Source organism: Rothia amarae (assembly GCF_042677725.1).
Classification (GTDB): Bacteria; Actinomycetota; Actinomycetes; order Actinomycetales; family Micrococcaceae; genus Rothia; species Rothia amarae.
Genome location: NZ_JBHUCN010000014.1, coordinates 17,479 through 41,119, shown reverse-complemented (window position 1 = coordinate 41,119; position 23,641 = coordinate 17,479). Strand labels below are relative to the sequence as shown.

Genomic DNA, 23,641 nt, shown 5'->3' with positions numbered 1-23,641 from the left:
GGTGTAGCGCCTGGTCATTACCTGAAAATAGTTCGTTTCGGCAAGTTTATTGTTTAAAATCAAAAACCCACCAGCAAGAACTGGTGGGTTTTTATAAATGCTCCCCCGACTGGACTCGAACCAGTAACCCTTCGATTAACAGTCGAATGCTCTGCCAATTGAGCTACGGAGGAATATTTTGTTAGGGCTTTTGTTCGCCGCAACGAGTAATAACTCTACACAGGTTTATAGAACCGTGCAAATTGAGCGAGGGTGACCTCCCTCACTTGCACCAGATTAGTCCTGCCCCTCCATGATGCTACGCCGTCGAAGTTCTAATTCCAGGAGGGAGCGCTGGATATCTTGGAATTCTTCGGCGTCGGCTGTCGGGTCTAATCTTTGGAGATTCATCAACAGGTTGGATTTTTGGCGATTGATTTGCTGTTCAAAGAGCCTATTTAAGATGTCGTGCACATAGCGCGCCAGCTGTTCTTCGGTTCGCGCAGGAATCGGTGAGACTGTGAGTTCGGCAAGTAGAGCATGAACCGGTTCGGGGGCCTGCGAACGTACGCTGTTAACCCAGTGGGTGCCGGGGGCAGGAACAACCTCTGCAGCTGCACCAATAATGCCCTCAGCAATTCCCGAGTGCATGCGGTAGCGGTATTGAACCTTAGCAAGTTCTTGCCACTGGGCATTGGAAAGATAGTGCGGCACCTGGACAACCACTTCGAGAGCTTCCCGTTCCATCCGCGCTACGGGATCGCGCATGTCAGGTATCTCAAACGGGTTAGCTTCTTGCTCTGCACGAGCCTGCTCGACGGCATCTTTCGCTTCCTGCTCTGCCTTAGCTTTATCCCGGTGGCTCTGCTGAGGGTTTTCCTGGGCATAGTTAACGGCGCGTAGAACTTCATCGGTTTCGATGCCCAGCCAGCCCGACACCTCGCGGATATAGGCAGGGCGAAGCGTACGATCCTTAATCCCAGCAAGGATAGGAGCCACCGCTCTCATACCGCGAATCCGCCCTTCGAGCGTGTTCATGTCGTAGTTTTTGAGGGTAGCTTTAAGGGCGAACTCAAAGAGCGGACGGCGAGAGGCAATCAGCGAACGCACGGCGCCGTCGCCACGGTTCAGGCGTAAATCGCAGGGATCCATGCCGTCTTTTGCAACGGCCACAAAGGTTTGAGCAACGAATTTCTGGTCGTCCTGAAAAGCCGAAAGGGCAGCTTTCTGCCCTGCGGCGTCGCCGTCAAAGGTAAAGATAATTTCGCCGCCGGTGCCGTCGTCGCTAATGAGTCTGCGGACTACCTTGATATGTCCGCTGCCAAAAGCGGTTCCACAAGTTGCTACAGCTGTATCAACACCTGCAAGGTGCGCAGCCATAACGTCGGTATACCCCTCGACCACCACGATTTGGCGTTTCTTAGCAATATTTCGTTTTGCGAGATCGAGGCCGTACAGCACCTGAGATTTCTTATAGAGCTGAGTCTCTGGGGTGTTGAGATATTTTGGGCCTTGGTCGTCCTCAAAAAGTTTGCGAGCGCCAAAGCCGATGGTCTCCCCTGCGATACCGCGAATGGGCCACATGAGGCGACCGCGGAAACGATCATAAAGCCCTCGATTGCCCCGGGAGAACATGCCGGTGGCCTCGAGCTCTTCCTCGGTGAAACCTTTAGCGCGCATGTATTTCAGGAGGTTATCCCAGCCGCGCGGGGCATAGCCCACGCCAAACTGCTGAGTTGAACGCGGATCAAATCCTCTCCCACCCAGAAATTTTTGGGCTTCTTGAGCGGCGGGGGTGTAAAGATTTTTTTGGAAGAATTCGGCTGCTACTTTATGAGCGTCTAACAGGCGCTGGCGGCGCCCCACTTCTTCCTTACTGATGCCGCTGCCCTGCTCGTAGTGGAGTTCGTAGCTAATGCGGGCGGCCAGCTTCTCTACTGTCTCCGTAAAGGAAGTATGATCCATTTGCATAACGAAAGAGATGACGTCACCAGATTCACCACAGCCAAAGCAGTGATAGGTACCCATCTGCGGGCGTACGTGAAAGGAGGGGCTCCGCTCATCATGAAAAGGGCATAACCCTTTGAACGAACCAATACCTGCAGATTTGAGGGTTACATAACCCTCAACTATTTCGCGGATATCGGTACGGGAACGAACCTCATCTATATCTTCACGTCGAATCAAACCAGCCACCTACACATGATAGCCAGCATTGCTTCTGCGCGTGAAGAGAGTCAGCTGAGGGCGTGGGGCTGATGTGACCTACAGTTCGTCGTCGTCCTCAAGCGGAGGTTTGGGATTCTTTCGCCCTAGCCCAAAATCAGCCGGGGATAACCCTATGCAGAGCACAATAGCGAAAGCCGCCAGCCCCCACACCCATGACCCAATGAGTGAACCAATCATCAGCCCCACGCAGAGACTTGCGATGGAGACAATAATGATTTGTTTGACCGAATTTTTTGATCGCATGGGGTTCCTTTCTACCACAGTGGTTTATCGCCCAGAACCCAGTGGTTACCGGTAATACGGCGGTATAGCGCCACGGCAGAGCGATCGGTGAGGGATGCCACCTGATCGACTACTAAACGCAGTTTAGCTGTGTCATCATTTTGACCCAATTCGCGCATATCCGCGCGAAAGACCGAATCCATATAGTCGGGGTTTTCCAGCAGAGCTTCTACCAGTACCCCCAGGATTTCTTGCTGATTTTCATAGTGAGGTTGAGCGTCGCGTACCGTCATAACGAAGGTGGTGGCGATGCCCTTCATCAGAGCAATTTCGTGTTCGGTTTCTTCAGGCACAATGAGTTGCGCGGAGTAGCGGGTGAGAGGTCTATCGACTCCGTACTGTTGCCGGGTGGCTTCCATCGACGTCGCAGCGAAACGACCAATCAGTTTTGAGGTGAGCGCTTTGAACGCTGCCATCGACGCCCGGGTACCGCTCATATAGGGAACCCACCGTTCCAAAGACTCCAGACGCATCAGGGCGGCATCTAATCTTTCATCCTCCACCGCGGGTAGATACCACTGCCTGGTTTTCTCAAACAGTCTCTGCCGGTTAGCAGTATCTTTGAGAACTTCTAGCTGAACGTGACCGCCAAAAACAGCATCTTCAACATCGTGGACCGAATAGGAAATATCATCCGCCAAATCCATGACCATAGCTTCCATGCATTTTTGCTGCGGTGCCACACCGGCTTCGCGAGCACCGCGTCTGAACCAGTCGAAAACGGGCATATCATCGGCATAGACCCCGAATTTACGGTTGGGCCTGCCGTCAGCTCTCTCGGGAGCGTCTTCAATACGCCACGGATATTTGCAGGTGGCATCGAGTGTGGCACGGGTGAGATTGAGCCCTGCCGAACCGCCATCGTGGCGAATAACTTTAGGTTCGAGTCGAGCCAACAGGCGCAAGGTCTGTGCATTACCTTCAAATCCCCCGGCCTCTCGCGCGAGATTATTCAGTGCGGTTTCTCCATTATGCCCAAAAGGCGGGTGACCCAAATCGTGGGACAGGCAGGCAGTATCGACGACGTCGGGGTCGCACCCCAGCATGCGCCCTACCTCGCGGCCGATTTGAGCAACCTCAAGCGAGTGAGTCAGTCGGGTGCGCACAAAATCATCCGTATCAGGGTCCATCACCTGCGTCTTCGCACCCAAGCGGCGTAATGCACTGGAATGAAGAACCCGCGCACGGTCGCGTTCAAAAGCCGAGCGATAAATATTGCGATGGTGTTCGGGAACCCATCTCGCGGCATCCTGATCCGAATAGCCGGGAGTATTGGCTACTTCTTCGCCCAGCACCATGCCGTCTTGAGGATCAATGATTTTGCTCATGCTTTTATTCTACGGGGCATGACAATGGGCGCCTGCTTAGTCAGCAGGCGCCCTTGAAAGAGAAGTTTTAGCCGCCCGATACGTCTAGTTCCGCATCCACCAGACCGAGCCGCTCGGCATCACCCAGAATTCGCGAATCGAGCCATCCGTTGGGCAGATGGGGTTTCTTGGGATTACCTGCACGTCCTCGCGGGCCTTCAACCGCTTCCCCGGGGTAGCCGATTGAGTGATCGAGCTCGGAGAGATACTCACGAAAAGTTGCCAAATCGGGCACAGTTGCCATTTTCTGGCGCAGCTGGCCACCCACCGGGTAGCCGTGGAAGTACCACGCAACATGCTTGCGGATCTCGCGTAACCCCTTGAGCTCATCGCCAAAGGTTTCCACCAACAGTTCAGCATGGCGGTAAATCATGTCGGCTACTTCACTCACACCGGGCTTGAAGCGAGCTTCCGAGCCTTCAAATGCATTCTGCAAATCACCAAAGAGCCAGGGGCGACCTTGACAGCCTCGTCCGACGACTACTCCGTCGATGCCAGTCTGCTCGACCATGGCAATCGCGTCTTCGGCACTAAAAATATCACCGTTACCCAGCACGGGCACATCGGGAATAGCTTCGCGCAAATCGGCGATAGCGTCCCAATCAGCCTGACCCGAGTAGTGCTGTTCCATGGTTCGACCGTGCAAAGCGATGGCAGCTACACCTGCATCGCGGGCAATCTTTGCTGAATCCAAGAACGTTAGATGGTTATCGTCGATGCCTTTACGCATTTTGACGGTGACCGGAATATCATTGCGTGCTGCCTCTTTCACCGCATTCTCCACGATGGCGGTGAACAAATCGGTCTTCCAGGGAAGAGCCGATCCGCCACCTAACTTGGTGACTTTAGGAACAGGGCAACCAAAGTTGAGGTCGATATGGTCGGCGCGGTCTTCTTCTACCACCATGCGCACGGCTTTGCCCACGTTGACGGCGTCTACACCGTAAATCTGAATGGAGCGAATCTTCTCGTCATCGTCGTGCTCAATGATGCGCAGTGACTCAGGACGGCGCTCCACCAGCGAACGCGCGGTCACCATCTCTGTAACATACAGTCCGCCGCCGTATTCGCGGCAGAGACGGCGAAAAGCCTTATTGGTTACGCCAGCCATGGGCGCAAGAATAACAGGCGTTTCTACCGTATGCTTGCCCAGTCGCAACGGGGGTAACTGAAGTTTCTTCGTCTTAGTTTGAGGGGTTTCACTTGTTTGAGTCACCCTGCAATTCTTGCATAATCCGCACTGTCCGGCAGGTAGGGGTGGGTCACAGCAACAATTACGCCAAAAGTAAAGATTCATTGACAAATCACATATGCCATGAAAAGATGTGAAATATCAAGAACTCTTGACACGTCACAAATAAATAGCCCTTGATGAGAACCAATGAAGAAATACCCTTCAGAACTAGACAGTATTACAAACGCCCACCAACAAGTGTTAGATGCATCTGCTCAATTAGAGGAGGCGGTGAGGCGAGCTCGCCAATCGGGTGTCACCTGGCAACAAATCGGCGATGCGATGGGGGTTTCCAAGCAAGCTGCCTCTCAAAGGTTTCAGCAGGCTTCTCTCAAACTTACGGACAAATCGCTGGATTCAATCACAAAAGAAATCGAGCAAATTACCGACTCATTTTTTACCGCGTTAGACCGTGAGGATATTTCAACACTGCATTCTTTGATGACTTATATGACAGCCCGGCAACTTTCCCAACGAAAGATTCTCAGCATCTGGCATCAAACAAAGGAGGCATGCGGAGATTTTATAGAAATCAGCAATTCGCGGATTGAGCACAACGGGACAACTTTTGTTTATACCTATCGGCTTCGCCACCAATGGGGCGAACCAGTAGGCCAGATACTTTTCAACATACGCCAACAAATTACAGGATGGGTGATTTTCCTTGACGACTCAGCAGAACTCCCCTGGTAATACCAACAAATCCTCCGAGAAATACTGGACCATCGCCGTATGGGTTGTATACGGACTGGTGCTCTCGCTCCTTTCAGAACACTGGCTCATTGGAGTAATAGGTGCCCTCTGCTTCGCAGTGGCCAGTTTTTTCGTACTTTATGATTTTCGCTCAGATTCTCAACGAATCCAGTGGAAACCATGGCTAGTTACCTACGCAGGTTCCTTGGGAATTAGTATGGGAACTCTTTTATTTGATAGTGGTTCGCAGTGCATTATCTGGTCAATAGTCTTTTTAATCATGCTTCGAGCCCTTTATTCTGAAAGCGACAGCCAGAAGAACCGCAAAGCAAAGGACGTGATTTAACCGATGGACGATCTTCGCATTGAAAAGGTTCTACGCGCAGCAGAATGTATACCTGCCGGCAAAATGGCTACCTATGGGGATCTTGGCAAAATTACTGGCGAATCACCGCGCGTCGTCGGAAACCTCATGGCAAAGTGGGGAACCAACGTACCCTGGTGGCGCGTCTGCAATGCCCAAGGCGAAATCGCCGGGCATTTCAACCAGGCTCTCCCCCACTGGCAAGAAGAAAATATAACCCGCAATGATAAACACACCGGGATTAAACTAGCGGCGCACCGCGCAGACTATGCTGAGCTGGTGCGCCACTGGGAAACAGCTACTCAAAACTTAGAGTAAAACCGCTTACGGGGTGGGACGACCGCCGGTTAGACCAAGGGTCTCACCGGATACATACGAAGCTTCATCCGACGCCAGGAACACGTAAGCGCCCGCAATCTCAACAGGCTGACCTGCGCGACCCACGGGAGTGTCCTGACCGAACTGAGTGAGCTTCTCCGTCGGCTGACCGTGGCTAGGCTGCAATGGAGTCCAGAATGGTCCGGGTGCAACAGCGTTCACACGTATGCCTTTAGGCGTCAAGTCCTGAGCTAGCCCCTTAGAGAAGTTGTTCATTGCAGCCTTAGTGAGCGCGTAGTCCAGCAAAGTCTCCGAAGGCTCATATGCCTGAATCGAAGAAGTGAAAATGATTGAAGAGCCAGGTTTCATATGTGTTACTGCAGCTTTGGTCACGCGGAATGAAGAGTAGATATTAGACTTCATGGTCTTGTCGAAGTCCTCGTCTGAGATTTCTTCAAGCCCGTCATGCCAAATCTGACGGCTAGCGTTGTTGACCAAAATGTCCAAGCCACCAAAGGCTTTAACAGTTTCTTCAACGATTTTCTTGCACTGTTCCAAATCCATGAGATCGCCGGGAAGAGCGAGAGCTTTCTGACCAGCGTCCTCAATAGCTTTGATGACGCGATCGGCGTCAGGCTGCTCCTCAGGCAGGTAGGATATCGCCACATCTGCGCCTTCACGTGCATAAGCGATAGCAACCGCCGCGCCGAGACCAGAATCGCCACCGGTAATAAGCGCCTTACGACCCTTCAACCGACCGTTGCCTTTGTAGCTTTCTTCGCCGATATCTGCCAGAGGAGTCATCTCGATATCTAGACCGGGATTAGGCTGGCTCTGCTCGGGGGGAGAAATAACGGGAAATTTCTTGCGGGGATCAATGAGCTCTGACATGGGATTATCCTCCGAACTTTAAAAGTTTATATTTGAAAAGTATTTCTTATACAAAGAGTCTCCCACTCGAATGAATGGGAGACTCTTTTAATGCTTAGCTAATAAGTTTGCCTGAGGCAATCAAAATTAGATGCGATCCTTGCGGTCACGAGCATCTACATCGTCGCCTTCAACGCGGATTTCTTCCTTGCGAACTTCACCCTGTACACGCTCGGTGTCGGTGTGAACGTCCTTTGAAACGTTGACGCGCTCGGTAGCAACGGTGTCTACGGTAACGTTGGGTCGCTCTTCGTAAGCGGTTACGGTTACGTCCTCTGCGCCTTCCTTGAAGTCGTAGCCAGCGTTGGTGCGTGCCTCTGCTGAGTTAGGATCAATCTTCTCGCGCTCTACATGGATTTCTTCGCGACGTACGGGAACCTCAACGGTCTCGGTGTCGGTGGTAACAACCTTGCGCAGACGAACACGACCGGTTTCGCGAGCAGTTGCGGTGTTGGAAACGTTTAGGCGCTCTTCGTGAGCTACAACGTCGCCGTCGCGGCCAGCATGAGCTTCGCGGCGATCCTGGTCTACACCAGCAGCTGCGTGACGGTCGGTGTGGTCTGCGTGACGGTCACCAGCAACACCTGCTGCGGTGCCTGCGCCTGCTACACCAGCGTGGTTTTCACGACGCTCGTTGGTGATGCCTGAGTGACCATTGTAGTAGTCGTAGATGCGCTGTTCTTCTTCAGGTGAAAGTTCGCCGTCTTCAGCAATGTTCGGAGCGTCCTTGACGAATTCCTTGCTGAAAGGAACGGTGATGTCGTCACCGTTGTACTGTGCCTGGTTGACAGGAATGAAGGATTCGTTGGTGCCGAACAGACCGGTGTTTACGGTTACGAAAGTAGGCTCTGAAGTATCAGCGTCTACGTATACAACGCCGACCTTACCGATTTTCTCGCCGTCCTGTGAAAAGACGGTGGAACGCTTCAGGTTTTCAATAGTGTTTGCGTTAGTCATTGTTTCCTCTTTCTAACTTTGCTTTGATACGGATTTCCGAAGTTCATTCGTTTACCGAACTTCGGTCTGACGCATCGACCAGAAATATCATAAGCATGCTCATCATCGTTTTGCAACTCAAACTAAGCGTACTGATAGTAAGTTTCCTGATTTTACGATTTATTACAGGGCTCTCAGCCACCCAAAACCCTAGTTTTACAAGTTGAAACACCGGATAAATCGAGGTTGAATCCGCTCAACGAATAATTCGAAAAATTTAATCTACGACCACGAAGGAGTTCTCCACCACCGATGCAGCCCCCATCTTTATGAGCTGATCAATCAAGATGGATAGGTCTTCCATCGACTCGGTGACCTCCACAGTGACGGGATACTGGGCAGCCAGGGGTGAAAGCATCTGCAGGATTGCCTCTCGGGCCTGGGGATAGTCAAAGTCGTATCCCAGCAGAACCTCGGTAGCCGCATCGTCCTCTACCTCAAATCCCGGCATGTCGTGCTCTAGCGGACGGTAGCTGACGGCGAACACTTTGATGTCACCTTTTTTCCCGTTTGCTCGCGCCGAGAGAACATCATCTCGTAGAACCAATGCGCCGAATGCCTCTGCCTCATCGGAGAGGAAAAGCCTGTTCACGCGGCCCAGCGACGTCTGCGCCGGAGGGTCCCACTGATGCGAACGCTGATAGAAATCCCAGACCTTTTGAGTGAGTTCTACAGAGCCGGTAGCTATATCTTCAATTGCTTGAGTCATTTCACCCTCCTCGTTCTGGTGGAGGGGTACACCGGGAACAGCCCCAGCCTCTATTCGAACGACGCGCGTGCGCTGAATCTTCTTGAAACCTTGGGCTAACGCAAATTCAACGGCATCGGATTCCACATCAACTTTTGAGCGAAGCGAGACTACTCCCGAAGGAGAGTCTTGCGCCAGCCTACGCAGGCGTTCTAACAGTTCGGTGCCAATCCCGCCCCGGCGATGGTCGGGCGCCACCTCAACATATGCCCATAGATGCTCAGCATGCAGGGACGTTTCATAGACAGTTGCAGCGGCAATCGCTATCCCTTTATGCTCAGCGACAATGGTGCGACGCCAGGGCGATTCGTCAGAATCCGGAGCGAAAGACGCACGGAAAGTCGCCGCTGAAGTGCTTTCGGCGTCGGGCCAAATTTGGAGTAGCTCGAGGTCGTCGCCCTCTTGCCAGGGGCGAAAAGTCAAATCATTTTTCATCGGGAGGGAAATCATTTCTTAGATGGGTCAAATTCCAATTTCACTCAACTTTAGCGCAGGCAAAACTAAAGTGGAAAGGCTCCATCTGCTGGCTGAGAAGAGGTGGTTCACCAAGTGTTCATATGCACGTCGGTGCAGTTTAAAGCAATCTTTTGCCAAGGTATCTGAGAGTTCCGTAGGGTAAGAATATGACTATTGCAGATATGTTCTTATCCAAGCCCACGCTCACTGGTTCTCTAGTAGAGCTTCGCCCCTTTAACGATGAAGCAACTTCCGCGATGGTCGAGATCTTGAAAGATCCTGAGGTACTGGTTAAGACGGGATCAGTACACACCATGGAGCAAGCAGAAGAAGAGCACAGCTTCTCAGAAGCTCAACACTGGTATGAAACACGAAACCAGCAGAAGAACCGTCTCGATTTAGCGATTTTTTGCAAAGACACCCAGCAGTATGTGGGTGAATTAGTTTTTAACGAATACGACCCTCGCAACAAATCCGTCAATTACCGTATTGCAATTGGCGAGGGTGGCCGCGGTCGCGGTTTGGGAACCGAAGCCACCCGTCTCATGGTGGACTACGGTTTCGAGAAACTCGGTCTCAACCGTATTTCTTTGGAAGTCTACGATTTCAATAAGCGTGCGCGATACGTCTACTCCTCCTGTGGTTTTGTGACCGAGGGGCGACTGCGCGAAACACTCTATTACAACGGCACCTTTCATGATTCGATTATCAAATCAATTCTTCGCAAAGATTGGGAGAGCTTGAAAAATCCAGACATGATCAGTGCACCTACCCTCGCCACCGTCTCGATCTGATTTTTTCTGTCCCCCTGCTTCATTGTAAAAATGCCCCCATGCCGAGTTAGTTCTCAGCACGGGGGCATTTCTATAAAGACGGCTACTAGCCTACAAGTTTAGATGCGAGATAGCTCTTGACCTGATCTAGTGCAACGCGCTCCTGGTTCATGGTGTCGCGTTCACGAATCGTCACTGCCTGGTCTTCGAGAGTATCGAAGTCAACGGTGATGCAGAATGGAGTACCGATTTCGTCCTGACGGCGGTAGCGGCGTCCGATAGCTCCCGACGTATCGTAGTCAATATTCCAGTTCTTACGCAGTTCAGCCGCCAGCTTCTCTGCGGTCGGTGTCAGCTCTTCTTTCTTAGACAGAGGAAGAACTGCGGCCTTGACCGGTGCCAAGCGGGGATCAAGCTTGAGTACGGTGCGCTTATCAACGCCGCCCTTAGTGTTGGGGGCTTCGTCCTCAACATAGGAATCAACCAAGAACGCCATCATCGCGCGGGTCAGCCCGAAGGACGGTTCAATCACGTAAGGAACGTAGCGTTCACCGGTTCCCTGGTCGAAATATTCCAGCTTAGCGTTGGAATGCTCGTTGTGGACGCCGAGGTCGTAATTGGTGCGGTTAGCAACACCCATCAACTCGCCCCAGGCGTTGCCTTGGAAACCGAAGTTGTATTCGAGGTCGATAGTGCCATCGGAGTAATGCGCGCGGTCGTCCTCAGGTACATCAAACTTACGCATGTTGTCGGGGTTAATGCCCAGGTCAACAAACCAGTTCCAGCAATCCTCAACCCAGGTATCGAAGTGCTGCTGAGCGTCGTCGGGGTGAACGAAGTACTCGATCTCCATCTGCTCAAATTCGCGGGTGCGGAAAATGAAGTTACCGGGAGTGATTTCGTTACGGAACGCCTTACCAATCTGCCCAATACCAAAAGGAGGGCGCTTGCGAGCAGCAGTGACGACGTTGTTGAAGTTCACGAAAATACCCTGAGCGGTTTCAGGACGCAGGTAGTGCAGCCCCTCTTCATTATCAACAGGACCCAGGTAGGTTTTCATCAAACCGGAGAAGTTCTGAGGCTCAGTCCACTGACCCTTATTACCGCACTTGGGGCAGTTAATATCTGCCATACCATTTTCAGGAGCCTTGCCGTGCTTATCTTCAAAAGCCTCCAGCAAGTGATCCTGGCGAAGACGGGTGTGGCAGGAGAGGCACTCCACCAACGGATCGGTGAAAGTCGCTACGTGGCCGGATGCCTCCCACACTGCGCGGGGAAGAATAACCGATGAGTCAAGACCCACCATGTCCTCACGCCCGCGCACGAAAGTCTTCCACCATTCGTTACGAATGTTCTCTTTCAGTTCCACGCCGAGGGGGCCGTAGTCCCATGCTGAGCGGGTACCACCGTAAATCTCACCTGCCTGGAAAACAAACCCGCGGCGCTTAGCCAGGGTGATGACGTTATCAAGGGTGGATTTAGCTGCCATGCTTTACTCCTAGTACTCCGCCGCTGGATACGACGTGCAGGGGTTGGATAAATGTCTTGCGCGCTCTTGCGCTACTTCCAGCCTAACAGTTAGCTCACACCCGATAGAATGAGCGGCATGAATGAAATTGAAGAAGTATTGATTCGGGACGACATGATTCGCTTAGGCCAGTTCATCAAACTGGCAAATCTAGTCGAAGACGGCGCACAGGCACGCGAAGTCATTCAAAATGGTCTCGTGAAAGTTAACGGCGACATTGAAGAAGCACGCGGAAAGCAGCTACACGACGGCGACGTCGTCGAACTCAACGGATTCGCTGCACGGGTGACCGTAGAAAACTAAGATGTTCTACCCCAAAGTCCGCCAAGCACTCCTCTTGGCGGACTTCTAAAATATTAGAGAATATGTTTCTGCATAAAGCGGGCGATATCTCGTACTTCTTCAGGGTTAATAGAGTGGGGTAATCCCTGGTAGACGTGCAGTTCCACCTGTGCGTTCTCTTTGAGCCAGTTCGTTGCAAAGTCCACACGTTCGGGAGAAATAACGGTATCGGCATCACCACGACCGTAGAAAACTGGCATGTTCTTCGCCTTAAACTCAGTATCCTTGAAATAGTCTTCACCGTCAGGAATCACAAACCCACTGCAACCAATGACTGCATGGACGAGGTCTGGACGACGGCGCGCCACCGACGTCGCCATTGCCATGCCCTGTGAGAACCCCATCAGGGTCACTGCCTCATAACGTGTGGTTTCCTGTTCTAGAAAATCAATCACGTAGTCGGTCGCAAGTTCCACCGCACGTTGATTCGATTCCAAGGCGTTCGTCAAGGGATACCACTGGTAGCCAAAAGCAGCGCCGGGGATGATTGCGGTGTCCCCTACCTCGGACAGCGGAGTACCCACAGGTTGAGGCGCACGCAGACCGGCGTAGGTCACTGACCCGCCGAGCATTTCACCAATCTGCAGGAGGTCACGCTCGTTGGAACCATACCCGTGAAGCATGAGAATCAGGTGAGTACCTTCGCGCTCTTCAGGACGGTTGGAGTATTCAATAACGAAATTCATGCTCGCCAGCTTACCTTAGAAGGTACGGCGTAAGACCCGTTCGATCTGATCGGTTTCAATCAAAAACCCGTCATGCCCCGACGGCGAAAGAATCGCCGTAGCTTCCCCCGGCTGAGGTAGCGAAGCAGCCATGACGATAGATTCCGAGGGATAAAAGAGACGATCCGAATCAACGTAGGCGATATTCCATTCACAAGTTGACGCTGCCAAAGCAGTGGTCAGGGAGCCCCGTCCGCGTGTGATGTCGTGGCTGATTAGCGCATTATTAATCGCCAAATAGCTATTGGCATCGAAGCGGTCCGCAAGTTTTTTCGCATGATAATCCAAATAGGATTCAACGGCGTAGCGTCCCCGCTCCCCTGCCTGACATTTTTGCAGTGGTCGCTCCCCATGTTGGGCCACTCGGCCAAATCTAAAATGGAGTTCAGGGGCTGAACGATAGGTGGTGTGCGCGATGCGCCGAGCAAGACCTAAGCCACCTTCAGGGGGTAATCCATCGTAATAGTCTCCGCCGGCAAAATTCGGGTCCAGGGAAATCGCGAGGTTTTGTGACTGTGCCCAAGCAATCTGATCGGCTGTAGCAGAGGGACCTGACGCAATGACGACACAGTGCTCTACCCTGTGCGGGTAAGTGAGTGCCCACTCCATAGCGCGAGCGCCGCCTAACGAACCGCCCACTACGGCGTAGAAAGTTTCTATCCCCAGGGCATCCGCCAGATGCGCTTCAGCATGGACAGTATCTCGAATTGTTACCAGAGGAAACCTCGACCCCCACGGCTTTCGCGATGAATCAATAGATTCAGGGGTAGGTGATGACGGCCCCGTAGAGCCGTAGCAACCGCCCAGAATATTGGGAGCTAGAACAAAGTATTTTTCAGTATCAATCACGCAACCGGGGCCCACGATCCCCTCCCACCAGCCCGCCGCTTGGGCGGGGCTGGTGGTATGGGAATCCTCGGTTATGTTCGCCCGGGAAACATGTGTATCGCCGGTGAGCGCGTGCAAAATGAGAACAGCATTATCGCGGTGTTCATTGAGCTCCCCCCAGGTTTCAAACGCCAGAGTGACCTGGGGAATGATCTCTAAGGATTCTAGGGTGAGGCTGCCAATTTCACACGTTTGAACTAGCCCGTTCTGCGGTGTTTTCACCTGCTGCGGTTGGGTGGGGGCAATCGTCAAGACGTTCTCTCCTTCGAAAACTCACGGCGCGCGATAACGCCGGTCAGCGCACACATACTTTTAGGCTACGGCGGAGAATCCCAATTCCAGGTCCGCCAAGATATCGTCAATATTTTCGATACCTACAGAGAGGCGCACGAAAGCGGGATTGATTCCCAATGCTTCGAGTTCTTCTACGCTGGACTGGGAATGAGTGGTCGATGCCGGGTGAACCGCCAGCGAACGCACGTCGCCAATATTCACCAACAGCGAGTGGAGTTGGAGCGCATCTACGAACTTCTGCGCTTTTGCTGAATCAGCATTCTTGAGAGTGAACCCGAGGACGGCGCCGGGGCCACGGGGAATGTACTTCTGCTTGAGCTCGTAGTAGGGCGATGATTCTAGCCCCGCCCACTGCACCGATTCCACGGCGTCGTGATTTTCGAGGAATTGCGCTACCTTAGTGGCGTTTTCTATATGGCGTTCGACGCGTAACGAAAGAGTTTCAAGCCCAATTGCTATGTTGAACGCGTTAAAAGGAGATATAGACTGCCCCAAATCGCGGAGCAACCCTACGCGCGCTTTGAGAATGTAAGAGAGATTGACGCCGAATGCGCCGTTCTTACCTAAATCGCGGGCGTAGACCAGCCCGTGGTAACCCTCATCTGGTGTGTTGAAGAGGGGGAATTTCTCGGGGTCTTTCCCAAAGTCGAAATTACCCGAATCTACGATGGCTCCTCCCACCGATGTTCCGTGTCCGCCAAGGTATTTGGTGGCGGAATGTACCACGATGTCTGCGCCAAATTTGAAAGGGTTTAAGAGGAAAGGGGTAGGGATGGTGTTATCGACAATAAGAGGTACGCCTGCCTCGTGGGCGACCTCTGCAATCGGCTCGATATCAAAGACATCGCCCCGAGGGTTAGGCAGCGTTTCGCCAAAGAACGCCTTGGTGTTGGGGCGCACCGCGTTCTTCCAGTCCTCGATATTGAGAGGATCAGCGACGAACGTAGTTTCGATACCTAAATTAGCCAGGGTGTATTTGAGCAGGTTAAAGGATCCGCCGTAAAGAGAAGGGGACGCGACGATATGGTCGCCTGCTCCTGCCACGTTCAAGATAGCGTTCGTCGTTGCCGCTTGCCCCGAAGAAAGTAAAAGTGCTCCTACGCCACCTTCCAAAGCGGCGATTCGGTTTTCGACTGCCTCTTGAGTGGGGTTGTTAATGCGGGTATAGATGGGCCCCAGTTCTGCCAGGGCAAAGCGATTAGCCGCCTGCTCTGAATCCTTGAAGACGAACGAGGTGGATTGGTAAATCGGTAGGGCACGGGCGCCGGTTGCCGAATCAGGTTCTTGTCCTGCGTGAATTTGTTTCGTTTCGAATTTCCATCCTTCAGGCTGCGAAGGAGTGGGTATGGCGTTCTGTTCGTTAGTCATGCTTGCTCCAAATAGGTTGTAGACGTTGGAACCGCATGCCAAATCTTTAGGGTGTCTAGTGATCGCAACAAAGATTATTGATGGTAGGTATGTCCCCAAAGAAGATGGGGCATCGGTCCCGCGCTTGCACACCCCGCCGGTGAGGTGTACCCGGTCATCACCCAGGGCACCCCACCGCGAGAGGAGGGTTGCCGACCAGTAAGCTGGGGCTTAACACTGGTTCTCTTGACCTGCTTTCATGCTAGCCAAAGGAGGCTAGGGAGGGTCAAGGAGGGCAGAGTTTTATGTCGAACATTTCTGACCCTCAGAATTTCGGCGTCATATTTTGTCATAGAGTTAACATTCGCGGTGCCAAAAATATGTATTTGCTCAAAGCACGCCGATGCTCTAGAACCGAACTATTTGAATAGCGTCTAAAATGGGGATATAGCCATGAACACCCAACATGGGGTTGCATCACAACTAGAGGGGACTTCTTATGACTACTTTTTCTCCGTTGCCTGCGCCTCGTGCGCGTCAGCAGATGACTACCAGAGTCTTTCATGACGATACTTTTTACGATTCTTTTGAATGGTTGCGAGAGAAAGAGAAGTCAGAGGTTATCGATTACCTCACAGCGGAAAACGAATACTGCGAAAAGGTTACCGCCCAGCAACAACCATTGCGCCAAACCATTTTTGATGAAATCAAAGGTCGCACACTAGAGACCGATTTATCGGTGCCCACCCGTAAGGGCAACTGGTGGTATTTTTCACGCACGGTCGAGGGGCAACAGTACCCCCTGATGTGCCGCGTCCCAGCGGTTCGAGAAGGAAGCGTAGAGGAACGTTTCACCCCTCCGCTGGTTGAATCGAATCAGCAGTTAGAGGGAGAAGAAACTCTGCTCGATTGCAATGCTTTCGCAGCTGATTTACCTTTTTTCTCGCTTGGTTCCTTTGAGCCCTCGCTCGATGGTGAGCTCCTGACCTTCGGCGTCGATGACGCCGGCGACGAGCGCTACACGCAGTACTTCAAGAATCTGAACACCGGAGAAATCAGCTCGGATCGTCTCGAAGATATTTTTGCTGGTGCTTTTCTCACTGCCGACGCCACCTATCTCATCTATTCCTTGGTCGACGACTCGTGGCGCCCCTATGAAATTCGCGCACACAAAATCAACAGCTCGGATGAAGATATCGTGCTCTTCAAGGAACCCGATCAAGGGATGTGGCTCGAAGCTAATCTTTCAGAAGACCGAACTCATGTGGTGCTCACGTCGTTCTCTTCCGAATTCACTGAGGTTCGCTTGGTGCCCACAGACAATCTTCGTACCACACCGATGGTCGTGATTCCGCGGACAGAGCGTGTGCAATACAGCGTTGAACCCATCATCATAGCGGGGCAACAATATCTCATCATGGTGCACGATTTCGAGGCGATTAACTCAGAGATAGTGCTCTCTCCGATGCCCACCGGGCTAGGATTCTCAGACTTACGGCAGCAGTGGATTAAGGTAATGCCCCATCGTGACGACGTGCGTGTGGAGGGAGTCTCCTTTTCGTCGCGCCATCTAGTAGTAACTGCTCGCCAAGATACCACGGTCAAAGTTTTCCTGGCTTCTTTAGATGCTCTTGCGCAGCTGAAGGTAACGGATTCCCCCGCCGGTCTTACTTTCACTGAGCCCGCTGGTTTTACCGAAGAAATTTACACTACCGGGGTACTGAGCACTTCGGTCGATTCGCCCGTCGTCCGCATTAATTACACCTCATGGGTAACTCCTACCCGTATCTTTGATTATTTTCCAGAACAAGAATCACTAATTCTACGCAGAGAGACGCCGGTTCTTGGGGGCTTTGACTCCGAGGATTACCTTGCCTATCGGATGTGGGCTCCTGCGCGCGATGGAAAGATGATTCCGCTGTCGGTGGTGCATCGGGCTGATCTCGATAAGTCCCGAGAAAATCCGGTGTTGCAGTACGGCTATGGCTCCTACGAAGTCTCGGTCGACCCCTATTTTTCGATTCCCCGCCTATCCCTGCTCGACCGCGGTGTCATCTTTGTTGTCGCCCATATTCGCGGTGGCGGTGAGCTGGGGCGGTCTTGGTATCAGGACGGCAAGAAACTTCAGAAGAAAAATACTTTTTTTGACTTTGTCGACGCCACCGAATTCTTAGGACACCTGGACTGGGTAGACGCCCAGCGTATTGCCATCCACGGTGGATCCGCAGGGGGTCTTTTGATAGGTGCGACCCTTAACCTCGCTCCGGAAAAATACTGTGCGGCTATTGCCGATGTTCCTTTCGTCGATGCCTTGACCACCATTCTTGATCCCAATCTGCCTCTCTCTGCGCTGGAATGGGAAGAATGGGGTAACCCCATCGAAGACCCTGAAGTCTACGCCTACATGAAGTCGTACACTCCTTACGAGAATATCCGCCAGGCAACTTACCCGCCTATCGTTGCGGTGACCAGTCTTAATGACACTCGTGTGTTCTACGTTGAGCCAGCCAAATGGGTGGCAAAACTGCGAGAAACAATTTCACCCGATTCCCCTACACCATTACTCAAAATTGAGATGGACGGCGGTCACGGCGGCGGCTCAGGGCGGTACACGCAGTGGAAAGAAACCGCCTGGATTTACGCTTTTGCACTGACATACTTGCTCGACCAGGATGGTTGGAATGAGTCCAACTGAATACGCCCCCGCGTCTCACTCCGTTGCTCCCCGTTTCCCCCATGAAGTTCTCGAAAGTCTTCTGATGCAAGCTCCCTACCGAGATATGTGGGGGCAGTTCGTACAACGCCGTCGGGGAAAAGGCGTCAACATTCGTGCTGTGGCAACCTTCATGGCATACGAACTCTCCGATGCCGCCGGTCACGAGATAGCACCTGAGCAGTACAAGGATTCAATCCGCCGTGCGCTCAAAGGTGAAATGCTCACTGACCGCACAGCAATGCGATTTATCTCCGCATTTGGTTTTACAGCATCCGAAGCCGATGAACTCTGGCGCGCTATCGTGCATCACCGCTACCTCGATAAATCGATTGTTTCCCGTCATGCCAACCATGCCCGACGGCAAGATCCTAAGCGCGAATACGTCACCCTCTCGGAAACTCTCACTCTTACTATCAATAAAGATGGTCTCATTCGGCAATTTGATTTTGTTGAGGTGGTAATGGTCGAGCACGATAAATTGCAATATTTCAATCCGCTCTTTGAAGGCGCTGGTTTAGATATTGAAATTGTCGAAGGCGGAAAACTCAAAAAGATTACTACCGAGTATGAGGCGGGGGCAGAAAACGAAGAAAATGATATTTATAATCTCGTCATTGAAGCCCCTTACCCTCTCGCTAAAGGGGAGATTCACCGTCTACATGTACGGGCATACGTACAAGAACAGGTCGAAGACAACCCAGACTTCGTCAATCACTTTGGAATTGGTGCTTCAGAAAGACCAAAGTTCAATGTCACCACTTTGCTTATTTTCGACGAGGGACCCGCAGTAATTCGTCATTGTTTTTGGGATGACAATGCCTATGAAAATCCCGTCGTGGAGGAAATTCTTTCCCCCGGTCATACCCATTATTCAATGCATTATCCAGTGATTCATAAAGCTTACTGCGGATTCATATGGCCGATACGACGCCCCGACGGGAAATTCGGGGATATAAACATGCGAGGTAATGTTCTTGTCCCAGGATCGACCAAAGAGTAAAGCATGACAAAAAAGCGCGAAAAAATTGATCAACGAGTAAATTCTTTTCTCTCTCAGCTTCAGCCGCAAACCTCTTCTCCTGCCCATACCAATCAGGCAAGTCTGTTGCTACGGGATGCCCTCTTAGAACCTTCCACTCACAAAATATGGTCCCGCTATATTTCGGATAACATAGCCACAGATAAAAATGTGTTGAGTTATCGAGCTATTTCTCGTGCTATTTCAGCCTCTGAATGGTCCCGGTATGGAATCGAGTCTCCACCGAACCGGTACAAAGATCGCGTACGGCGGGCAATTCTTGGTGAACGACTCACTCTTGATACCCTCCGTCTTTTTACCGAAACGTTTCCTATCGATTCACATGTTGCGCAGAAAATATCTGATCTCATTGCGCTTAATGCAACTCAAGAAACACCTCCTGATGAAAAACGTATTCCTCGGTTTGATTTCACTACCACGCTCTACGATGTTTACGTTGATAAAAAATTTCGCAGCTATAAGATACGGTGCAATCTCGTCTTTCGGGCATTAGAAGATTCTTGTGATTATATCTGGGCTCCTGTTGGCACCGATGTTGAGAATATAGAAATTCATCACGGTGGCTCTCTCAAATGGCATGAAAAATTCAAGATGTTTTCATTTGAGTTAGATACTCCCCTCAATGCCTCAGAATGTGGGGAGTTACTGTACACCATCACTTTTGAGGATGCTCCTCAGGAAGAGGAGGACGCTATTTTGGCAATGCAATTCGGTAAACCACGTTCCAGCGTATTTTTTAGATTCTTTTTCGATTATCCCGCAGGAGCTCCGGAAAAGCTGATGGTTTCGAGAAAACCAACAGAGAAGAATTCTACTCTTCCCGAGATCCTCTCCGAGATCCCCGTGCATCAAGGACGCGCTTCAGCGTATTTTGACCGAGTTCGAAATGACCTGATTTTATTCTATTAAAAAGAAAAGAACCGCATCCTTAAACCGCGCTTAGTATCCGCCTGCGCCATAAGAGCGACATCTGCTCTCCTACACTTATATCGTTGCTGATAGATTTTGAGTGGCTAGCAGAATCTAGAACATAATGAAGCATTGATTGTCGGTTTCATTATCTTCAGCAACACCCCAGATACTTGTGCTTTTCTGGTGGCCAAGTATCAACGAGCGTTTGGGATTCCCCTACCAAACGCCTGAGGAGCCGGCATAGCGTGAGATTACTCCGCTGCCGGCTCTTCCCCACTTTAAAGCACATTTTTCGTGCTTATCTAAAAAGCGCCGGGTAGAAATATCTACCCGGCGCTTTCTTACGGTGCGTATCCTAGAAACTTATGAAAGCCTTATAGGAGCTAGCCTTCTACGCCTAGCTTCTCTAAGATGAGCTCGCGAACGCGACCAGCGTCTGCCTGTCCACGGGTTGCCTTCATCACCTGACCAACGATAGCGCCGGCTGCCTGCACCTTACCGCCGCGAATCTTATCTGCGACGTCGGGCATTGCAGCCAGAGCATCATCGATGGCGGCAGTAAGTGCGCCATCGTCAGAAACCACAGCGAGGTTGCGCTTTTCGACAATCTCAGCGGGGCTTCCCTCACCAGCAATGACGAATTCCAGCACCTGGCGGGCAATCTTGTCGTTGATTTTCTTCTGCTCAATCAACTGGTTGAGTTCAACCACTGTCTGGGCGGTAGCACCGGTTTCAGCCAAATCGACTTCGCGCACCTTGGCGATACGAGCGATTTCGCCCATCCACCATTTACGGGCGACCGCCGGGCTAGCACCTGCAGCCACGGTTTCCTCGATGGCATCCATAGCACCAGCATTGACGACGTCACGGAATTCCTCGTCCGAGTAACCCCAGTCAGCTTTCAAGCGGCGACGACGCTCGGCGGGCGGCTCGGGAAGTTCCGCGCGAAGACGCTCAATCCACTCAGAGTCCGTCACAACGGGAACTAGGTCAGGCTCTGGGAAGTAACGATAATCATCGGCATCAGATTTAGGACGGCCCGCAGTAGTCTCGCGAGTGTCCTCATGCCACATACGGGTTTCCTGGACAATCTTCTGACCAGAATCCAAAACAGCTGCATGGCGCTGAATCTCATAGCGCACGGCACGCTCTACCGAGCGCAACGAGTTAACATTTTTAGTTTCTGTTCGGGTACCGAATTCAGTAGTTCCCTTAGGCATGAGGGAAACATTGGCGTCGCAACGAACGTTACCGCGCTCCATCTTCGCATCAGAGATGCCCAGGTTCTTAACGATTTCACGGATCGCAGCAACATAAGCTCGTGCTAGTTCAGGAGCTCGCTCGCCCGCACCCACGATGGGGCGAGTCACAATTTCAATCAGGGGTACACCTGCGCGGTTGTAGTCCACCAAAGAGAACTCTGCACCTTGAATACGACCGGTTGAACCACCCATGTGGTTGAGCTTTCCCGCATCCTCTTCCATGTGTGCTCGCTCAATATCAATGGTGAAAACGGTGCCGTCTTCAAGCTCAATATCAATCGAACCATTCTCAGCGATGGGCTCATCGAACTGAGAAGTCTGGAAGTTTTTGGGGGTATCGGGGTAGAAGTAGTTCTTACGAGCGAAGTGGGAAACTTCTGCGATGTCGCAGCCCAGCGCCAAACCCAGTTTGATAGCAGATTCGACAGCCTTACCGTTCACTACCGGCAGTACGCCCGGAAGACCGAGCGAGACAGGGGTGATGTTGGTGTTTGGGGTATCGCCGAATTCGTTGGGAGCGTCGTCGAACATCTTCGTTTTGGTGTTCAACTCAACGTGCACCTCGAAGCCAAGTACGGGGTCGTACTTCTCCATCGCTTCTTCAAAGCTCAAAATTTCTTCTGACATTACTTAGCTCCCCCAAAATCGAAGTCGCGAATCAAGGATTCGGTGTCGGGCATCTGTGCCCACAGCGGAGCACCCCACTTGTTATTCAGCAACGCCTCCAAGCCTGCTCCCACGCGGTAAAGACGTGCATCTTCATGGGCAGGAGCGGTGAACTGGATACCGACGGGCAAACCGTCTTCATCTGCAAGACCGGCAGGGATTGAAATTGATGGCACACCTGCCAGGTTGGTGGGTACGGTCGCGATATCACCTAGGTACATAGCCATCGGATCACCCTCGGTCTTCTCTCCCAGCTTGTAAGCGGTGGTGGGAGCGGTAGGCGAGACCAAAACATCGCATTTTTCAAAGGCAGCAGCATAATCGCGCTGAATCAGGGTGCGGACCTTCTGCGCAGAACCGTAGTAAGCATCGTAGTAACCAGCAGATAGTGCATAGGTACCCAAAATGATGCGACGCTTTGCTTCATCCCCAAAACCGGCGGCACGAGTAGCGCTCATCACGCGCTCAATGGTTACGGGACCTTCTTCGGGGAGCTTACGCAGACCGAAACGAACGCCATCGTACTTGGCGAGGTTAGAAGAAACCTCAGAAGACATAATCAGGTAGTAAGCTCCCAGTGCTTCCTTGACGGAAGGCAAGGAGACCTCAACGATTTCAGCGCCGGCTGATTTCAGCAGATCAATGGACTCATTGAAGCGAGCATTCACGCCTGCCTGGAAGCCATCGCCGTTCAGTTCCTTGATGATACCGACGCGCAGACCCTTGAGACCGCCTTCAGTAGCGCCTTCACGTGCCTGAGCTGCATAGGGCCCCACCGGTTCATTGAGCGAGGTGGAATCCTTCGGGTCATAGCCGCCTACAACTTCATGCAAAAGTGCAGCGTCAAGAACAGTGCGGGTACAAGGACCCACCTGGTCAAGCGAGGACGCCATCGCGATAACACCGTAGCGAGAGATAGAACCGTAGGTGGGCTTGACGCCGACCGAACCGGTCACAGCTGCAGGCTGGCGAATTGAGCCACCGGTATCGGTTCCCAATGCCAAAGGAGCCTGGAAAGCAGATACTGCGACGGCAGAACCGCCACCGGAACCCCCTGGGATGCGGTCTAGTGCCCAGGGATTACGGGTAACACCGAACGCAGAGTGCTCTGTGGAAGAACCCATAGCGAATTCGTCGAGGTTGGTCTTACCCAAAATCGGCATACGAGCGGCACGAACCTTCTGGGTAACGGTGCCGTCATAGGGGCTCATCCAGCCTTCCAACATGCGTGAAGCCGCAGTGGTGGGCTGTCCCTTGGTCACAATCAAGTCTTTAATAGCAATCGGGACGCCGGCAAGTTCAGGGAGTTCTTCACCAGCGGCACGGGCGCGGTCTACCTCTTCTGCGACCTGCAGAGCCTGCTGAGCGCTGGTGTGCAAGAAGGCGTTCAATCCGTCTTTACCTGCAGAGCGGTCAGCACTATCCAGCGTTTGACCATCGGTAGCTTCAATACGATCCAGGTGGGCCTGGGTAATCTCAACGGAAGAAATCTCCGAGGATTTAAGCTTCTCTACCAGCTCAGCGGCTGATAGTTTAATCAATTCGTTCATCGC

Annotated in this window: 20 protein-coding genes, 1 tRNA gene and 1 riboswitch; of the genes, 7 read left to right on the top strand and 14 right to left on the bottom strand. The window is 52.1% G+C overall.

From position 1 onward, the window contains the following. Positions 1–100 precede the first annotated feature (100 nt). The 5 genes from ACFR81_RS09150 to dusB form a co-directional block, all read right to left on the bottom strand. Positions 101–173: transfer RNA gene (locus tag ACFR81_RS09150), tRNA-Asn, on the bottom strand. A gap of 103 nt (positions 174–276) precedes the next feature. Beyond that, positions 277–2,175, bottom strand: a complete 1,899-nt coding sequence (gene dnaG, locus ACFR81_RS09145; protein WP_343875717.1) for a DNA primase — start codon at positions 2,173–2,175, stop codon at positions 277–279. Between the two features lie 69 nt (positions 2,176–2,244). Continuing rightward, a complete protein-coding gene (locus ACFR81_RS09140; protein WP_145174772.1) occupies positions 2,245–2,451 on the bottom strand; it encodes a hypothetical protein in 207 nt (68 codons plus the stop codon). An 11-nt stretch (positions 2,452–2,462) separates the two neighbouring features. After that, complete coding sequence (locus ACFR81_RS09135) at positions 2,463–3,788, bottom strand: deoxyguanosinetriphosphate triphosphohydrolase (protein ID WP_377148848.1); 1,326 nt, start codon at positions 3,786–3,788, stop codon at positions 2,463–2,465. Positions 3,789–3,885: 97 nt separating this feature from the next. Next, entirely contained in the window at positions 3,886–5,154 is a 1,269-nt protein-coding gene (dusB, locus tag ACFR81_RS09130; RefSeq protein WP_145174766.1) for a tRNA dihydrouridine synthase DusB, read from the bottom strand. Positions 5,155–5,238: 84 nt separating this feature from the next. Here dusB and ACFR81_RS09125 point away from each other — a divergent pair, with 84 nt between their 5' ends. Next, entirely contained in the window at positions 5,239–5,784 is a 546-nt protein-coding gene (locus ACFR81_RS09125) for a hypothetical protein (RefSeq protein WP_343875720.1), read from the top strand. A 349-nt stretch (positions 5,785–6,133) separates the two neighbouring features. Next, a complete protein-coding gene (locus tag ACFR81_RS09120) occupies positions 6,134–6,466 on the top strand; it encodes an MGMT family protein (protein WP_068167877.1) in 333 nt (110 codons plus the stop codon). A 6-nt stretch (positions 6,467–6,472) separates the two neighbouring features. On the opposite strand, the gene ACFR81_RS09115 is transcribed toward ACFR81_RS09120, so the two are convergent. The 3 genes from ACFR81_RS09115 to ACFR81_RS09105 all read right to left on the bottom strand — a co-directional run bounded on the left by ACFR81_RS09115 (position 6,473) and on the right by ACFR81_RS09105 (position 9,575). Further along, positions 6,473–7,357, bottom strand: coding sequence for an SDR family oxidoreductase (locus tag ACFR81_RS09115; protein ID WP_145174756.1), 885 nt, complete (start codon positions 7,355–7,357; stop codon positions 6,473–6,475). A gap of 126 nt (positions 7,358–7,483) precedes the next feature. Beyond that, positions 7,484–8,353, bottom strand: coding sequence for a DUF2382 domain-containing protein (locus ACFR81_RS09110; protein ID WP_068171499.1), 870 nt, complete (start codon positions 8,351–8,353; stop codon positions 7,484–7,486). A 256-nt stretch (positions 8,354–8,609) separates the two neighbouring features. After that, positions 8,610–9,575 (bottom strand): GNAT family N-acetyltransferase, encoded by a 966-nt coding sequence (locus ACFR81_RS09105; protein WP_343875726.1) that lies wholly within the window; start codon positions 9,573–9,575, stop codon positions 8,610–8,612. A 188-nt stretch (positions 9,576–9,763) separates the two neighbouring features. On the opposite strand from ACFR81_RS09105, the gene ACFR81_RS09100 reads away from it, so the two are divergent. After that, complete coding sequence (locus ACFR81_RS09100) at positions 9,764–10,390, top strand: GNAT family N-acetyltransferase (RefSeq protein WP_343875728.1); 627 nt, start codon at positions 9,764–9,766, stop codon at positions 10,388–10,390. Between the two features lie 85 nt (positions 10,391–10,475). Here the strand turns inward: ACFR81_RS09100 and ACFR81_RS09095 are convergent, their stop codons facing one another. After that, positions 10,476–11,858, bottom strand: a complete 1,383-nt coding sequence (locus tag ACFR81_RS09095; protein ID WP_068171508.1) for a glycine--tRNA ligase — start codon at positions 11,856–11,858, stop codon at positions 10,476–10,478. A 117-nt stretch (positions 11,859–11,975) separates the two neighbouring features. On the opposite strand from ACFR81_RS09095, the gene ACFR81_RS09090 reads away from it, so the two are divergent. Continuing rightward, positions 11,976–12,200 carry an RNA-binding S4 domain-containing protein gene (locus ACFR81_RS09090; protein ID WP_186303172.1) on the top strand — a complete coding sequence of 75 codons (225 nt, stop codon included), beginning with the start codon at positions 11,976–11,978 and terminating at the stop codon, positions 12,198–12,200. Between the two features lie 53 nt (positions 12,201–12,253). Here ACFR81_RS09090 and ACFR81_RS09085 read toward each other — a convergent pair whose 3' ends face one another. From ACFR81_RS09085 to ACFR81_RS09075, 3 genes are read right to left on the bottom strand one after another with little or no spacing between them, the layout of a single operon-like run. Next, entirely contained in the window at positions 12,254–12,925 is a 672-nt protein-coding gene (locus tag ACFR81_RS09085; RefSeq protein WP_343875731.1) for an alpha/beta hydrolase, read from the bottom strand. Positions 12,926–12,940: 15 nt separating this feature from the next. Then, positions 12,941–14,104, bottom strand: a complete 1,164-nt coding sequence (gene metX, locus ACFR81_RS09080; RefSeq protein WP_343875733.1) for a homoserine O-acetyltransferase MetX — start codon at positions 14,102–14,104, stop codon at positions 12,941–12,943. Between the two features lie 60 nt (positions 14,105–14,164). Next, positions 14,165–15,514 (bottom strand): O-acetylhomoserine aminocarboxypropyltransferase/cysteine synthase family protein, encoded by a 1,350-nt coding sequence (locus tag ACFR81_RS09075; protein WP_343875735.1) that lies wholly within the window; start codon positions 15,512–15,514, stop codon positions 14,165–14,167. A gap of 115 nt (positions 15,515–15,629) precedes the next feature. After that, positions 15,630–15,745: riboswitch (SAM riboswitch) on the bottom strand. Positions 15,746–15,992: 247 nt separating this feature from the next. Here ACFR81_RS09075 and ACFR81_RS09070 point away from each other — a divergent pair. From ACFR81_RS09070 to ACFR81_RS09060, 3 genes are read left to right on the top strand one after another with little or no spacing between them, the layout of a single operon-like run. Next, the gene (locus ACFR81_RS09070; RefSeq protein ID WP_343875737.1) at positions 15,993–18,188 is read left to right on the top strand and encodes a S9 family peptidase; all 2,196 of its coding nucleotides are present in this window, start codon (positions 15,993–15,995) and stop codon (positions 18,186–18,188) included. Then, positions 18,175–19,209: a hypothetical protein gene (locus ACFR81_RS09065; protein ID WP_190616905.1), complete on the top strand. Its 1,035-nt coding sequence runs from the start codon at positions 18,175–18,177 to the stop codon at positions 19,207–19,209. Before ACFR81_RS09070 ends, ACFR81_RS09065 begins: the two co-directional genes overlap by 14 nt. A 3-nt stretch (positions 19,210–19,212) precedes the next feature. Continuing rightward, a complete protein-coding gene (locus ACFR81_RS09060) occupies positions 19,213–20,157 on the top strand; it encodes a hypothetical protein (protein WP_190616907.1) in 945 nt (314 codons plus the stop codon). A gap of 386 nt (positions 20,158–20,543) precedes the next feature. Here the strand turns inward: ACFR81_RS09060 and gatB are convergent, their stop codons facing one another. Then, a complete protein-coding gene (gene gatB / locus ACFR81_RS09055; RefSeq protein WP_145174731.1) occupies positions 20,544–22,049 on the bottom strand; it encodes an Asp-tRNA(Asn)/Glu-tRNA(Gln) amidotransferase subunit GatB in 1,506 nt (501 codons plus the stop codon). Further along, a complete protein-coding gene (gene gatA / locus ACFR81_RS09050; protein WP_145174728.1) occupies positions 22,049–23,638 on the bottom strand; it encodes an Asp-tRNA(Asn)/Glu-tRNA(Gln) amidotransferase subunit GatA in 1,590 nt (529 codons plus the stop codon). Before gatA ends, gatB begins: the two co-directional genes overlap by 1 nt. Positions 23,639–23,641 lie beyond the last annotated feature (3 nt).

What these genes read in the sequence shown, in the direction of transcription:
- ACFR81_RS09075 (WP_343875735.1), bottom strand. Translation starts at nt 15,514, where the DNA reads ATGACTAACGAACAGAACGCCATACCCACTCCTTCGCAGCCTGAAGGA.
- ACFR81_RS09060 (WP_190616907.1), top strand. Translation starts at nt 19,213, where the DNA reads ATGACAAAAAAGCGCGAAAAAATTGATCAACGAGTAAATTCTTTTCTC.
- ACFR81_RS09125 (WP_343875720.1), top strand. Translation starts at nt 5,239, where the DNA reads ATGAAGAAATACCCTTCAGAACTAGACAGTATTACAAACGCCCACCAA.
- gatA (WP_145174728.1), bottom strand. Translation starts at nt 23,638, where the DNA reads ATGAACGAATTGATTAAACTATCAGCCGCTGAGCTGGTAGAGAAGCTT.
- ACFR81_RS09095 (WP_068171508.1), bottom strand. Translation starts at nt 11,858, where the DNA reads ATGGCAGCTAAATCCACCCTTGATAACGTCATCACCCTGGCTAAGCGC.
- ACFR81_RS09140 (WP_145174772.1), bottom strand. Translation starts at nt 2,451, where the DNA reads ATGCGATCAAAAAATTCGGTCAAACAAATCATTATTGTCTCCATCGCA.
- ACFR81_RS09100 (WP_343875728.1), top strand. Translation starts at nt 9,764, where the DNA reads ATGACTATTGCAGATATGTTCTTATCCAAGCCCACGCTCACTGGTTCT.
- gatB (WP_145174731.1), bottom strand. Translation starts at nt 22,049, where the DNA reads ATGTCAGAAGAAATTTTGAGCTTTGAAGAAGCGATGGAGAAGTACGAC.
- ACFR81_RS09090 (WP_186303172.1), top strand. Translation starts at nt 11,976, where the DNA reads ATGAATGAAATTGAAGAAGTATTGATTCGGGACGACATGATTCGCTTA.
- ACFR81_RS09120 (WP_068167877.1), top strand. Translation starts at nt 6,134, where the DNA reads ATGGACGATCTTCGCATTGAAAAGGTTCTACGCGCAGCAGAATGTATA.
- ACFR81_RS09065 (WP_190616905.1), top strand. Translation starts at nt 18,175, where the DNA reads ATGAGTCCAACTGAATACGCCCCCGCGTCTCACTCCGTTGCTCCCCGT.
- dusB (WP_145174766.1), bottom strand. Translation starts at nt 5,154, where the DNA reads ATGAATCTTTACTTTTGGCGTAATTGTTGCTGTGACCCACCCCTACCT.
- ACFR81_RS09070 (WP_343875737.1), top strand. Translation starts at nt 15,993, where the DNA reads ATGACTACTTTTTCTCCGTTGCCTGCGCCTCGTGCGCGTCAGCAGATG.
- ACFR81_RS09110 (WP_068171499.1), bottom strand. Translation starts at nt 8,353, where the DNA reads ATGACTAACGCAAACACTATTGAAAACCTGAAGCGTTCCACCGTCTTT.
- ACFR81_RS09135 (WP_377148848.1), bottom strand. Translation starts at nt 3,788, where the DNA reads ATGGTGCTGGGCGAAGAAGTAGCCAATACTCCCGGCTATTCGGATCAG.
- ACFR81_RS09115 (WP_145174756.1), bottom strand. Translation starts at nt 7,357, where the DNA reads ATGTCAGAGCTCATTGATCCCCGCAAGAAATTTCCCGTTATTTCTCCC.
- ACFR81_RS09085 (WP_343875731.1), bottom strand. Translation starts at nt 12,925, where the DNA reads ATGAATTTCGTTATTGAATACTCCAACCGTCCTGAAGAGCGCGAAGGT.
- ACFR81_RS09105 (WP_343875726.1), bottom strand. Translation starts at nt 9,575, where the DNA reads ATGAAAAATGATTTGACTTTTCGCCCCTGGCAAGAGGGCGACGACCTC.